Raw genomic sequence first — 14,258 nt, 5'->3', positions numbered from 1 at the left:
AAGGTATTAATGCCCGGTGCTGCTAAATATTTATTGCCATGCGCCTCATACAAGGGTTTTGGTATTCCACCACGGGTATCAGAAGCCCGCAGGAATGGTGCTGTTGACCCCTTCAAAGCACAGGTAAAATCACCTTGAGCGCAATTTACGCCAATATCTTCAGTTTCATTAATAAAATCCCCAGCATTTTTAAACACTGGCCCATCCGTACTGTACGGCGTTTCGACTGTGTAATAGCCAGATTGGGGAGCCGTAAAACGATAGCGCAAGCGTGAGAATACAATTTGATCGCCATCTTGTACGGCATTAACAAATGCGGCTTCTACTGCCAAAACTAATAGCGCATTATTCCCACCAACCAATGCCATGCCAGCAGAAGCGTTATAATAAAATGCTTCGTCGGGGAAATTGTCTGGAAAAGAAATAGCCTGGGTCTCATCAGGTATCGTGCCGTCTCCTGACAACATCAAACAACTTCCGTCCGCCAATTCAGCGTTATCAAGCGGTATCTTATTCGGTAAACACAGATCCAGTGCCAATGGTTCTGGGCTGGTAGAATTTAGATCGCCATAATCTTGATAATATGCCGGAAATCCGGTGACAGAATCCGGGTCGCCAACTGCTGCCAAATCGGCACTTGCATTGATGCTTGCGGTGGCTACCGCTATCGCAAGCAAAGTGTGTTGTAGTTTCATTTTAATACCTCATAATGTCAGAGATTCTGAACAATCAGGGCAATAAGATTTTACATATCAATTTCCGTCGCTTTAAGCGTTACTTGGTACAAGCTAATGGATACAATCGGTATCCTGCCATGTAATCACCCGCTGCGATTAGCCCCAACAGCGCAATAGAACCTTAGGTTAATTGTTTTTTCCGATACTTATCGTCCTTTATTGTCAAAACAGGATGCCCTTTTAATCAGATGAGAAATTCAAAATGCAAACCGTTAAACTTCTAACTGATCATGGAATCTTAAATAGTCAGTTGATTATCCTTGTCCATTTACCCTGATTGTTTAAGTGGCTTTAAATATACTCGGAATCCTAACGGCGTAAATACGTAGTAATACCTATAAAGCAGTGAAATTTTTCACACTTTAGGAACTTACAAAACTCTACAAAGTGATAGCAAATAGTGGTCGTATACGCCAAAAATGAAAAATAACTTGCTCGTTGTGCTAATGTTGGAGCGTGTAAACAAGCAAGCTACTTTTTAAAATTAATCGGGTTATTCAATGATACAAATCGGCAAAATTAATACCCTTAATGTCGCAAGTCGCATCGGTTCGGAGATTTATCTTGCAAGTCCAACATCAGCCAAAGTGCTGCTGGTAGACAAGAAACCGCCTTTGTGTCAGGTGGATGAAGCACTGGATGTGTTCGTCTACGTCGATACCGAAGGGCATTTGGCGGCAACCACCACGATTCCCAAAGCCTTAGTCGATGATATTGCTTGGCTGAAAGTGGTTTCGGTTAATCGGGTAGGCGTTTTTCTGGATTGGGGTTTGCCCAAAGACTTGTTAGTTCCGTTTGGTGAGCAACATCACGAACTGGAAGTGGGCAAATCGTATCTGCTAAAACTGTTTCTCGATGCCCAAAACCGTCTTTTAGCCACGACTAAAATCGAGAAATTCATCGCGGAAGAGGGTTTTTACTTCAAGGCAGGGCAAAAAGTATCGCTGCTTATCGCCGATAAAACCGATTTAGGCATTAAAGCCATTATCAACAACACGCATTGGGGTATGTTGTACGAAAATGAGCTGTTCCAGCCCGTGCAAAAAGGTCAAAAATTAGACGGTTTTATTCGACAAATCCGCGCAGACGGCAAAATTGACCTCACTCTGCATCAACCTGGATACGGTAAAGTTGATGAACTGACCGATAAAATCATAACCAAGCTGAAAGACAACCAAGGTTTTCTACCCTTAAGCGACAAAAGCCCACCAGAAGCCATCTATAACGCTTTCGGAGTCAGCAAAAAGGTGTTTAAACAGGCGATTGGTGCGCTGTATAAGCAGAAATTGGTGGTGATCGAGAAAGATGGGATTAGGCTGGTTTAACGACGACATTATCTCGTTTACACAAAGCTATCGGCAGTGGTATTTGGTCAACCTGCTGGTTTAGCGACCAAAACACTAACTACCGCGTAAATATTAACTTATACTTACGCGGCAAACTTCATTAAATACGCGCTTCTACGGGGTGTTTTATGTTTCTTCGGGTCAAATTTTTCGTGCAATCACCCATCTGTTTCGCATTATTTGGTGTGTTATTGCTATTTTCGCCAATGTCGATGGCCTCTGAACGTATAGGATTGGTTAAAACATACGAACCAGTTGCTACGGCAATCCGGCAAGGAGCTGAAGTTAATCTGCAAGTCGGTGCAGAAATATTTGAGGGCGACACGATTGTTACCAACTCGGATGGGGCAGTCGGCATTATCTTTAGTGATGGTGCAGTATTAACCCTAGGTCCTAGCGGCAAGTTAATTGTTGAAGATTTCCTGTTTAAACCCGCCGAACAAAGCGTTTCCTTCATATCGCGCGTAGTAAAAGGCTCGGTCGCGTTCATGTCAGGTGCGATAGGCAGGATTTCCCCAGGTTCGGTACAATTTAAAACCCCAACTGCAACGCTGGGTTTGCGCGGAACCAAAATCTTGATTAATGTCGATTAACAACTTTAACCCAACCCGATACGGGGAATCTGCTATGAACATTCGGATACTGTTTATTGTGCTAGTGGTCAGCTTGTTGACGGCTTGCTGCTCCACAGGTACGACCGTGGTTTTAATCCCCGATGCCAACGGCAAGGTCGGACAAGTCGATGTTACCACGGCGAGTGGCACGATGATGCTGTCAAAAGACAAAGAAAGCACTCAAGCATTGAATGCCAATCAAGCACCATCCAGGTCTGTTGTGTTAAGTGATAGCAAGATTCATGATATGTTTGCTGACACTTTAGCCAAAGAACCTACGCCGCCAGCACACTTTCGGTTTTATTTTTCATCTGGCAGCGCGGAGTTACTGGCTGATTCCAATGAAGAACTCGCCAAGACGAAGACAGCAATCGAAGCTCGAAAATCTTGCGACCTAAGCATCATCGGACACGCTGACCGTGTTGGCGATAACGAGACGAACCGTGGTATCTCCATAAAACGTGCCGAAACAGTCGCCAAGACTTTAATCGGCATGGGTTCTGCTAGAGAATGTATGGAAGATATTCGCTATTATGGCGAAAACGATCCTGCAATCCCCACTGCCGACAATGTCGATGAACCCCGTAATCGGCGCGTGGAAGTCGAAATTCGGTAAGTGTCTTGCAAGGATTGCAAACTACCCAACAAGGAAGTCCAACGACGCTGCCATCGACTACAATGGGGCGGAAGCAAACCATCCTCATAGGCGTTGCCCTAACATTGCTACTGTTGGCACTGGCAATAGTTAATCCTGCTGTCGTCGAACGGCTGAATAATGCCGTTACTGACATCCAGATCGGGCTACTGCCAAAAGCAACGCTTTCCCCATTACCCGTCATCGTTGAAGTAGACGAAAAAAGCCTTGCCGCTTTCGGTCAATGGCCCTGGCCGCGCTATAAAGTGGCGCGTCTGCTAACAGCCATACAAGAATCTGGAGCCCTTGCAGTTGGCATTGATGCCTTTTTTGTGGAAAAGGACAGAACGTCGCCTGCGGAAATACAGCGGGTAATAGCGCGTGATTTTAATCAAAAATTCCCCATCGCTGCCATACAAGAATCACTTAGAGACTACGATACGATACTCGGCCAGGCATTAAAAACAGGACCTTTTGTAGCCAGTTATTTTTTTGCCTTCGACAAAGCTAACGATAATCCCTGCCAGCCCAAGTCGGCAAGCGGCGCAATGCTTTCCTCTGATACAGATAAAAATGCGTTGCACCATGCCGTTAGTGTCGCCTGTAACGTGCCGCAGATTCAAGAGGGTGCAAACGCTAGTGGATTTATCAATTCTGCACCGGATAGCGACGGTATTTATCGTAAAACACCAGTAGTTCTTGAATACAAAACTCGTCTTTACCCCAGCCTTGCTTTACAAACTTTTTTATCTGCCAATGCACTTGATAATTTTTTAGTTTCTTCCAGCCAAACCGGACTCACTTTACAGCTAGGTAAAATGTCTGTTCCATTGGATAAGGCCGGGAATTTGTTGATTAAATTTCCAATTGATGAACAACGCGTTGCACGGTTTTCTGCCGCCGATATTCTTGCTGGAACTGTGCCAGCAAGCCTATTAACAGGTAAAATTGTTTTTGTCGGGTTTTCTGCGGCAGGTTTACATGAAGTTCGACCTACACCTTACGCACCGCAATTTCTCGGTGTTGAGTTCCATGCCGCCATTATTGATAACTTAGCGCGACAAGATTTTCTACATCGACCTAGCAATGCTGCTTTAATTGAAATAGCAGTTGCTACCATGCTGAGTTTAGCGTTATTCCTAGGGTTATCAGGTGCCGGACCACTAGCAATTATTGCCATCCCCAGTTTACTGATTGCTACGCTATTGGGTTTGTCACAACTACTTTTAGCCAAAACTGGTCTGGTCATATCGCCTGCGTTGCCGATTTTAATGACCTTGCTGGCATTTTTGATTTTAGTTTTAATGAAGTACATCAAGGAATTTCTTCATGCTAAAGAGATGGCTTTACTGGTTGCTCGCACCCAAGAAGGTATCATAGGCAGCTTTTGCTCCATGTCCGAATATCGAGATCCAGAAACGGGCGCGCACATCAAACGCACTCAGGAATACATCAAAGCCTTGGCGCAGCACCTGCAAAAACAACCTAAATATAAGACCTATCTGACCAATGACGTTATTGAATTATTGTATAAAGCTGCGCCACTACACGATATAGGCAAGATCGGCATTCGGGATCATATCCTGCTTAAAAATGATCGTCTTACCGAAGTCGAATTTGAAATCATGCAATCCCATCCGCAAATAGGTGCAGATATTATTAATTCGGTGGCGACACAAATCGGCTGGAATCCGTTTATGCAGCTTGCCCACCAAATTTGCTTATATCATCAGGAAAAATGGGATGGTAGTGGCTATCCCCAGGGTTTAGTGGGAGAAGCGATACCACTTTCCGCCCGCTTGATGGCACTCGCCGATGTCTATGATGCCTTAATCAGCAAGCGTGTTTACAAACCCGCTTTCTCCCATAACAAAGCCGTTGCACTCATCAAGGAAGGCAAAAACAAGCACTTCGACCCTATGGTTGTTGACGCTTTTGAAGCGATACATGAACAGTTTCGCGACATCGCTCTGCGCCTTTTAGACAGTGACGATCAACGGGAAACCTTATTGGCGAATGAAGAGTAATGGGAAGCATCAATCGCTTGTGGTTGCCCAAATACTTAGGCAAACGCAAGCCCAGCACCCACAAAGCCATCACCACAACAATAAAACCGATTTCATAACCTGGTTTTTTGTATAATCGAGCGACTTTCCGGTTATTATCAAACCATGCACACCTCTTTTAAAACCATAGGCATTTTGGGTAAGCCGAGTGATCCAAGTATTGCTAGTACCTTAGCTGTGCTTTACGGCTATTTAAAGCAACATTACCGCGTCATCGTAAGTACGGAGACTGCAAAATACATTGACAATAATTCGCTGGAATGCTGCACGATTGAGCAACTGGGGCAACGTTGCGATTTGGTGATCGCGGTAGGTGGTGACGGCACGTTTCTGTCTGCTGTGCGAGTGACTGCCCACTATGATGTGCCAATTATTGGTATCAATCTAGGGCGGCTGGGCTTTTTGGTGGACATATCGCCCAGTGAGCTGCCTGATAAGCTGCACCGAATATTGCAGGGTCATTATGTCGAGGAAAAACGCAGCCTCTTACAGGCTAAAGTCATTCGGGATAATCAAGTCATCAATGAAGAAACAGCAGTAAACGAAGTTGCTATCCACCGCTGGGTTACGCCTAGCATGATTGAAATCGTCACCAAGATTAACAACGTTTTCCTGAATTCCCAGCGCTCTGATGGTCTTATCGTATCCACTCCGACGGGTTCAACGGCTTATTCCCTATCGGCTGGTGGACCGATATTACATCCTTCACTGAATGCCTTGGTACTCGTGCCGCTTAATCCGCATACCCTATCCAACCGTCCTATCGTGATAGATGATTCGGCTGAAATCGAGATCAGCTTTTGCCAAACCAAGCAAATCAATGCCTTGGTCACTTGCGATCACATCGAAATCCCAGATGTATTAATTAGTGATAAAATTCTGATTAACAAATACCCAAAACCCATACGAATTCTGCATCCAGAAGGCCATGATTTTTTCCAGATACTCAGGTCGAAACTGAACTGGAGTGGCGGCTACCCAACGCATTGAGATGTTAGTAAACCTGACCATTATTGACCTTGCCGTCGTCAAATCGCTGGATCTTGACCTTGCTAAAGGCATGTCGGTATTGACGGGCGAAACTGGGGCGGGCAAATCCATTTTGTTGACGGCATTGGGTTTAGCTTTGGGTGACCGTGCCGATTCGGGATTTATTCGTCCCGATTGCAAACGTGCAGAAATCAACCTTGAATTTGATATAACTGATGTTCTCCAGGCGCAACAATGGCTGAAAGACCATGATCTGGATGACGAGGGACATTGCCTTATTCGACGCGTGGTATCGGACGATGGTCGTTCCAAAGCCACCATCAATAACCGCCCTGTTACCTTACAAATCTTGCAAGAACTCAGCGAAAAGCTGGTGCAAATTCACGGCCAACATGCGCACCTGACCTTACTTAACAGTGACGAGCAACGCCGTTTGCTGGATGCTTTCGGTAAAAATCAACCATTATTGGACAAGCTCAACGATTGCTACAAACAATGGCATAAAGCGAATAAAGAACTGGAAAACCTGAGCAAAGCCAGCGCTGACCAACAGCAACGAGAAGAATTCTTGCGTTTTCAGATTGAAGAATTGCAACACCTTGATTTGCAAAATTACAATTACACGGCTCTATCTGAAGAACACGACAAACTGGCTAACCTTGAAAATATACTCGCCATCGGGCAGCGGCAAGTTGACAGCCTGTATGAGAACGACCAGTTTTCTGTCAACCAACTGCTCAACCAAAGCGTCAGCGAAATTACCCAGATTGCCCAGTATGCGCCGGAACTGAACGAAATAAGCGCCATGCTTTCAGAGGCGCAAATCCAAACTGAAGAAGCTGCTTTGCAGTTGCGGCGATTTATCAAAGCACAGGAAGCCGATCCTGGGCGCATGGCGATTCTGGAAAACCAGATTGGTGTGATCCAAAAACTTAGCCGCAAACATCACGTCAATCCAGAAGAATTACCTGAATTAGCGCAAAATCTCGAACGTGAACTGCATGGCGTTACCCACAGCGGTGAACGTATAGCTGCACTTAGCTTACAAACCGAGGAATTATTCAAGCAATATCAAATATTTGCTTCGGATCTTTCATCTGTACGTCGCCAGCAAGGTACAAAACTCCAACTGCAAATATCGACAATGGTAAAAGAACTCGGTATGCCGCAAGGGGAATTCTTGGTCGATTGCTCAGTATCGTCAGACAGCACACCTAAACTCAACGGCAAAGATAAGATTGAATTCTTGGTCTGTGCTAACCCAGGCTTACCGCCTAAACCCTTGGTAAAAGTCGCTTCCGGCGGTGAATTATCGCGGATAAGCTTGGCGATACAAGTCACCACCTCCAGCGATAACACCACGCCGACCATGATTTTTGATGAAGTGGATTCTGGCATCGGCGGCGGCATTGCTGAAATTGTCGGCCAGAAATTGCGTAGTCTGGGGCTAGGGCGACAAGTGCTGTGCGTGACGCATCTGCCGCAAGTCGCGGCGCAAGCGCATCACCATCTTTATGTGGAAAAAAACAACCAAACCGACATTACTTCATCTACCGTCAGATTACTTGACGATGAAGAACGGGTAACAGAAATTGCAAGAATGTTGGGTGGCGTTACTATTACCGAAAACACCCGCACCCATGCACGAGAAATGTTAACTACAGGAACCAAAAACCAATGATCCGCTTTCCAGCCGAATGGGAAAAACAATCCGCTGTATTAATCGCTTGGCCGCACAGGACGGGCGACTTCGCCAATCGGCTTGAATCGATTGAAGAAACTTATACTTTCATCGCCAAAACGATTACCCAACAGCAAAAACTGATTATCGTTTGCCATGATGATAGTCATCAGCTACATATCAAAGCCTTGCTGCATAACGACCACAATATTGATTACATTCAAGCCACTGTTAACGATATTTGGGCAAGAGATACCGTGTTTCTCACCGTGGAAAACGATGGGCTACCGCAACTGCTCAACTTTCGCTTTAACGGCTGGGGCAATAAATATCCACATCATGAAGATAATGCACTTAATCATAAGTTATTGACCCATGTCCCATTCAAAGAGGTTAGCCATCAGGACATTGATTTTATTTTGGAAGGCGGTAGCGTTGAAAGCGATGGTGTTGATACTATCATGACCACTCGACAATGCCTGTTAAATCCTAATAGAAACAAAGGGCTGACTCAGTCTGACATTGAACAGCAACTGTTACTGCACTTAGGCGCAAAGCGCGTGTTGTGGGTGGATCAAGACAATTTAGCCGGAGATGATACCGATGCCCATATCGACACCTTGGCGCGGTTCTGCTCGGCAACGACCATCGCCTACACCAGTTGTGATGACAGCAATGACCGTCATTACCATAGCCTAAAGCGCATGGAAGCCCAGTTACAAGCGTTCCGTACTTCAACAAACCAACCTTATGAATTGGTCGCTCTGCCCATGCCAAAACCGATTTTTGACGAAGAACACCAGCGTTTACCGGCAAATTACGTTAATTTTCTCATCATCAACAACGCAGTCATGGTGCCTGCTTATTATGATACTATGGATGCCGTCGCCGTGGAACGTCTAGCGGCCTGCTTCCCTAAGCACAAAATCATCCCAACCCCATGCCGTCCATTGGTTTATCAATACGGTAGCTTGCATTGCATGACCATGCAATTTCCTGAAAAGGCGTTATTGGATTGCGAACAGTCGTAGCTTTCTTCGATGGCGATAGCAGAAACCGGCACTAACTGAATTTTATATCGGATTTCGCTTTAGCGATTGTGAAAGAATTAAATGCAGGCGTACAAACCTAGGTTTGTAGCCAACATATAATATTAAAATCAAAGAGATATACAAATAACACACGCTCTTTAGAAGGTTTTACAATGCTTTCAGTCGCTTTAGCTTGCCCACATAGCCTACTGCATGACCAATCACGTACTAATCAAGTACTCTTATACACAAATGGAAAACACCGAACCTGAACGAGTTAACACCAGCCTTCCACCCCAACCAGTAAGTTTTATGGCGGCTTTACGATTTTGGGCAAAGTTAGGTTTTATCAGTTTTGGTGGACCCGCTGGACAAATCGCCATCATGCACCAGGAGTTAGTTGAACAACGCCGTTGGATTTCCGAACGCAGATTCTTACATGCGCTGAATTACTGTATGTTATTGCCGGGTCCTGAGGCACAGCAATTAGCGACTTATATCGGTTGGCTGATGCACCGCAGTTGGGGTGGCATTGCAGCGGGCTTGCTGTTTATCTTGCCATCGTTATTTTTGCTGATTCTACTGAGTTGGATTTATCTGCGTTTTGGTCAAGTGCCTTTGGTATCTGCTGTACTTTACGGCATAAAACCAGCAGTTACGGCGATTGTGCTATTTGCCGCTTATCGCATTGGTTCGCGCGCCCTGAAGAACTGGCTGATGTGGTTGCTGGCGGCATTGGCCTTTGCCGCTATTTTTATTTTACATACACCCTTCCCTGTTATCGTATTGATTGCTGCTTTGCTGGGTGCTTTAGGTGGTCGTATCGCGCCATCATTATTTGCTGTTGGTGGTGGACACGGTGCAAGCAAGCTAAGTTATGGCGCGGCATTGATTGATGACGATACGCCCACACCCGACCATGCCCAATTTCGCTGGGCGCGATTAGGCACAATCCTTTTGATAGGCTTGGTATTGTGGAGTGGCGTAATGGGCGTGTTGTGCTGGCAGTTTGGCTGGCAAGGTGCATTTACCCAGATGGGCTGGTTTTTTACCAAGGCGGCGTTGTTGACGTTTGGCGGTGCTTATGCGGTGTTACCTTATGTGTATCAAGGCGCAGTGGAGCATTACCATTGGTTAAGTGCCGCGCAAATGATCGACGGCTTGGCACTGGGTGAAACCACGCCCGGCCCGCTGATTATGATCGTCACTTTTGTCGGTTTTCTGGCAGGTTGGCACGAACTGCCATTAGGTACTGGATCCTTGCTGATGTCCGCCACAATTGCTGCACTTATTGTGACTTACTTTACCTTTCTACCGAGCTTTGTGTTTATTCTGGCTGGCGGTCCGTTGGTGGAATCGACGCATGGCAATTTGAAGTTTACTGCGCCGCTCTCGGCAATTACTGCTGCGGTTGTGGGCGTTATTCTTAATCTTGCGGTGTTTTTCGCTTTGCACGTATTCTGGCCGGCAGGATTTGGCAGGAATTTTGACGGTGTTGCTGCTTTGATTGGCGCTTATGCCTTAATCGCATTATTTCGGTTTAAGATTGGGGTAATACCTGTGATTGTTGTGTCTGCTGCTGCGGGATTGTTGGTTTCGTTGTAGATCATTAAAATCAACAACCTATACCTCATCACACGGAGAAAGACTTAACGACACAAGGCTAAAACAGCAACACAACCTTGTACCTTGTACCTTGTACCTTGTACCTTGTACCTTGTACCTTGTACCTTGTACCTTGTACCTTGTACCTTGTACCTTGTACCTTGTACCTTGTACCTTGTACCTTGTACCTTGTACCTTGTGCCTAATTTTAATTTATCAACATCCGTGTCAGCGGATTATCGCTGCCTGTTTTCTCCGGCTTATAACCTTCACCTGCACTGCATTGTTCAGTTATCTCGGTAATTTGCTTCAATTGCACCGTGTGTTGTTGAGTAACGGTTTCAACTATATTTAACACTTCACCATCGATCATGTTTATAGCATTTTCCAAGCCTTTGTTGAGTCCTCTTAATGCGCTTTTTTCCAGCGACGGCTTCAGTTTTTTTAGGATAAACCAGGGGATTAACCAGCTTATGAGGATTAACAAGCTGCTATGGATGGCGAAATCTATACCGAGATAGTGGTCGTGAGTGGCGTTGCTATCGTAGTAACCGACAAATACTTGATAACCCACCCAAGCTATCGCGGCTAAGGGCAGGACTATTTCACAGAACCGGACGAACTTCAAAAATCCTCGATGCAGCACATTGCCGGGATAGGCTAACGCCTGTCTTACGTGCAATTCGCTTTGAGCTTGGACGATTTTGGGTGCTTTGGCTCTTAGCAAAGCCAATTGGTTTTTTAGTGGAGCAACGGGCAAACCCAATTCATCGACTTTGACGACGAACTCATCCAGCGCGTCCCCAAACCGCGCTTGCGCCCAGTCGTCCCATAAGGTATTCACCGTCGAATCAGATTGAGCAGAATTAGTCGAGGGATTGCCGATTAAATCCGCCGCATGGTCAGCATAATAAGCGGCGAGTTTCTGGATAGGCCAAACAAAACCTTGCTGTAATTGGTCAGAAGTTGTTTGCCATTGCGCTTCCCAAAGCGTTTCTGCTTTTTTGAATGCGGGATGTGATCCCAGTTTTTGAAGACTGTTTTGGAGCTTTTGCTTTAGCTCATCTTTGCGAACCTGCGTTCCACGTTGTTCCAGTTCTGCAACCACATGCTTGTTTGACAAGGACAAAATGGTTGATTGCAAATCGGCAAACTCATCAGGATAAGTGCTTTCGCCGCACACGGTTTTGAAGATGATTGGCTCTACAAAGCCTGCTTTTCCTAATTGTTGCTTGAAATCTTCGTATTGCGCTTGTTGACCTCTGTCCCATTGGTTTAGCACAAACAACCAGGCATGGCGGTTGCCTTCTGACATCAACAATCGCCAAGCTTTTTCATCACGATAACGTTCTGGGCTGACGACGTAAATCAATACGTCAATATGTGGTAACCACTCAAACACCAGTGCTTTGTTGCTTTGCTCGGTGCTATCGAAATCAGGCATATCGATCCAGACGATATTTTTTTTGGTCTCATCCTCATGCTGGGCAATACGTATCTTTTCGATAGGCAATTTTTCCGGCAAGTGATTGATTGCAATATCTTTATGGTGGTAAAGCGTTACTTCACGTGAAGTCGGTCTTTCTATGCCTGCTTTGGCAATTGCTTTGCCTGCCAGACGGTTCAGCAATGAACTTTTGCCCACACCGGTACCGCCCATAAAGGCAACGATGAGCGGTCTTGAGCCGTTATGGTTGAACAAAGCTTCCGGCGTTCTGGCATCAAAATCGGATAAAGTTTGCGCGGTTTCGGTGTTTATCCATCCGGCTGATAAGGCTTGTTCAGCCCAACGCTTGGTTTTTTCTACAAGTTCAGAGTAATCGTAAGCCATGACGTTTTTCTGTGAGTTGTGATTCTGCTTGCTGTAGCTGCTCAGGTGAAATGTTAAAATAAGTGACCGAGGACAATTGACCGGACAATTCCAGCAGCTTTTTCTTCATGCTGTCAGTAAATAAAGCTTGTTTGACCGCCGCCAATTGGCGTTGTTTTAGTTCTTTTTCCACCCGCCCCATGTAACTGCCTACTGCACTTTCCGCCAATAACGAAGTGACAGTCAACATGGCTGGCGCAATAATCAAATCGTGCATACCAATGCCGCCGGTATGCAATGCCAATGCGATAACGGCGGCATCGGCAGTGACCCTAGTTGCCCGTAAGCTATTGAGGATGACCGGTTGTTCTTGTAATTTATGGTAGAGCTGGTTAGCTGTATTTTCGACTTCTTCCTGAAATGCCAGATGATAACGCTGTGCGGCAGTGCTAAAATCACTAAGAATTTCAGACCGTTGCGTACGTAGCAAACTGCTAAATTCCTTCCACCATTGGCTTTGCCGATTTTGTTCGGCTTGGTTTAACAACTTATCCGCCATTTGAATGAGGACATGTTCGGCGATTTGATTGAGCAGGGTGATTTCCTGGCTGCTATCGGCGATATGTAGGCGTTTTTTGCCGATGCTCATCATTTTTCTGACAGGCCAAGTGAGTAATCGGCGCGTATTCGCTAAAATTCCAGCTAAACCGGGAATTTCCAGTACATTCAACAACTCAGCAAGGGCAAGTTGGAAAGTTTCGTAATGATGCGGATGGTTGAGGTAATCGCGCTGATAGCTATCCAAGCCTTGCTGGATGACTTGATCGACCAAGCCGTACCAATCTTTTAGTGATGAATGCTCGGCAAGCACAGGATCTAGCCAAGCTTGCCAGTGCTTTTGCAATAGTTCTTGCTCTAATCGAGGTTGAATTTTGCGGTTAACCTGCCCAGCCGAGCGTTGCAATTGCTGCTTATCAGGCCATTGGGGTTTACCGCTTTGTTTTTGGTAATATAAAGGCACAACTTCAGGAAATCCATCCTTCCTGACTTGCTGCCACTTATCTTTTAAGGAATTGATTAATAAGCTTTCTGAACCCTCACTCAGCTTATTCAAGCAGATAATAGTCGGCTGCTGCATGACTTCAATATCCGCCATAATGTCCCAAACCGATTGGTCGGCGTACTTCTCTTTACTGACGACTAATATCACCAAATCCGCCAGTGCCACTGTTCGGATAACCCCTTCGCGGTAACTCGCCGAATCGATGGAATCAAAATCTGGCGTATCCCACAGCACGCCTTTGGGCAAAAACGCGGAATCGGTGGTATTTTCGGCCAAGGAATAGCAATCATGCCTATCTTTAGGTAACTGGCTTTGCTGCATTTGTTGAAAGCGACCGAAATACCATTGCAATCCGCTACAAGCCGCAAGGTTTACACCGTCACAAAAACCTTGCGGGTGCATGGTATAACCCGCTAACGGACTTACGCTGGCGACACTGCTATTCAGCAAGGCATTCACTAACGAGCTTTTACCCGCTTGCGTTGGCCCTACGACGGCAATCTGCAAGGGATAATCCGGTGTACTCGTTAGCATCTGACCTTTCCGCAGAAATGCTTCCGCCAGAATCAAATCATCTATACGCTGTTGATAGATGGAATTATTTGACTCATCACGCTGTTGGCTTAATACTGACTGGTATCGCTGTTTTAGTAATTGTATAAATTCCAGCATAAGGCTTTT

General features: G+C 45.7%; 11 protein-coding genes. 8 read left to right on the top strand and 3 right to left on the bottom strand.

Annotation, left to right across the window (positions count from 1 at the left end; genetic code table 11):
- Window positions 1-695 (bottom strand): hypothetical protein (locus AC1YY3_RS09785; RefSeq protein WP_482194451.1); only part of this gene is annotated, 695 nt, incomplete at its 3' end.
- Between the two features lie 542 nt (window positions 696-1,237).
- Between AC1YY3_RS09785 and AC1YY3_RS09780 the strand changes: the two genes are divergently transcribed.
- The 8 genes from AC1YY3_RS09780 to chrA all read left to right on the top strand — a co-directional run bounded on the left by AC1YY3_RS09780 (window position 1,238) and on the right by chrA (window position 10,704).
- Window positions 1,238-2,062 (top strand): CvfB family protein, encoded by an 825-nt coding sequence (locus AC1YY3_RS09780; RefSeq protein ID WP_481823729.1) that lies wholly within the window; start codon window positions 1,238-1,240, stop codon window positions 2,060-2,062.
- A 173-nt stretch (window positions 2,063-2,235) separates the two neighbouring features.
- Window positions 2,236-2,676, top strand: coding sequence for a FecR family protein (locus AC1YY3_RS09775; RefSeq protein WP_481823730.1), 441 nt, complete (start codon window positions 2,236-2,238; stop codon window positions 2,674-2,676).
- Between the two features lie 34 nt (window positions 2,677-2,710).
- On the top strand, window positions 2,711-3,313 hold the full coding sequence (locus tag AC1YY3_RS09770; RefSeq protein ID WP_481823731.1) for an OmpA family protein: 603 nt from the start codon (window positions 2,711-2,713) through the stop codon (window positions 3,311-3,313).
- Between the two features lie 62 nt (window positions 3,314-3,375).
- Window positions 3,376-5,358, top strand: coding sequence for a CHASE2 domain-containing protein (locus AC1YY3_RS09765; protein WP_482194450.1), 1,983 nt, complete (start codon window positions 3,376-3,378; stop codon window positions 5,356-5,358).
- 144 nt (window positions 5,359-5,502) lie between these two features.
- The gene (locus AC1YY3_RS09760) at window positions 5,503-6,387 is read left to right on the top strand and encodes an NAD(+) kinase (RefSeq protein WP_481823733.1); all 885 of its coding nucleotides are present in this window, start codon (window positions 5,503-5,505) and stop codon (window positions 6,385-6,387) included.
- Between the two features lies 1 nt (window position 6,388).
- Complete coding sequence (gene recN, locus AC1YY3_RS09755; protein ID WP_481823734.1) at window positions 6,389-8,068, top strand: DNA repair protein RecN; 1,680 nt, start codon at window positions 6,389-6,391, stop codon at window positions 8,066-8,068.
- Window positions 8,065-9,099, top strand: a complete 1,035-nt coding sequence (locus AC1YY3_RS09750) for an agmatine deiminase family protein (protein WP_481823735.1) — start codon at window positions 8,065-8,067, stop codon at window positions 9,097-9,099. Before recN ends, AC1YY3_RS09750 begins: the two co-directional genes overlap by 4 nt.
- A 252-nt stretch (window positions 9,100-9,351) precedes the next feature.
- On the top strand, window positions 9,352-10,704 hold the full coding sequence (chrA, locus tag AC1YY3_RS09745) for a chromate efflux transporter (RefSeq protein ID WP_481823736.1): 1,353 nt from the start codon (window positions 9,352-9,354) through the stop codon (window positions 10,702-10,704).
- 208 nt (window positions 10,705-10,912) lie between these two features.
- On the opposite strand, the gene AC1YY3_RS09740 is transcribed toward chrA, so the two are convergent.
- Together AC1YY3_RS09740 and AC1YY3_RS09735 are read right to left on the bottom strand one after the other, a co-directional pair.
- On the bottom strand, window positions 10,913-12,535 hold the full coding sequence (locus tag AC1YY3_RS09740; protein ID WP_481823737.1) for a GTPase: 1,623 nt from the start codon (window positions 12,533-12,535) through the stop codon (window positions 10,913-10,915).
- Window positions 12,516-14,249 (bottom strand): GTPase, encoded by a 1,734-nt coding sequence (locus AC1YY3_RS09735; RefSeq protein WP_481823738.1) that lies wholly within the window; start codon window positions 14,247-14,249, stop codon window positions 12,516-12,518. Before AC1YY3_RS09735 ends, AC1YY3_RS09740 begins: the two co-directional genes overlap by 20 nt.
- Window positions 14,250-14,258: the final 9 nt, after the last annotated feature.

This window comes from Methyloglobulus sp. (assembly GCF_964779595.1).
The sequence above is the reverse complement of the archived record's forward strand: the minus strand, read 5'-3'. Positions and strand labels throughout refer to the sequence as shown.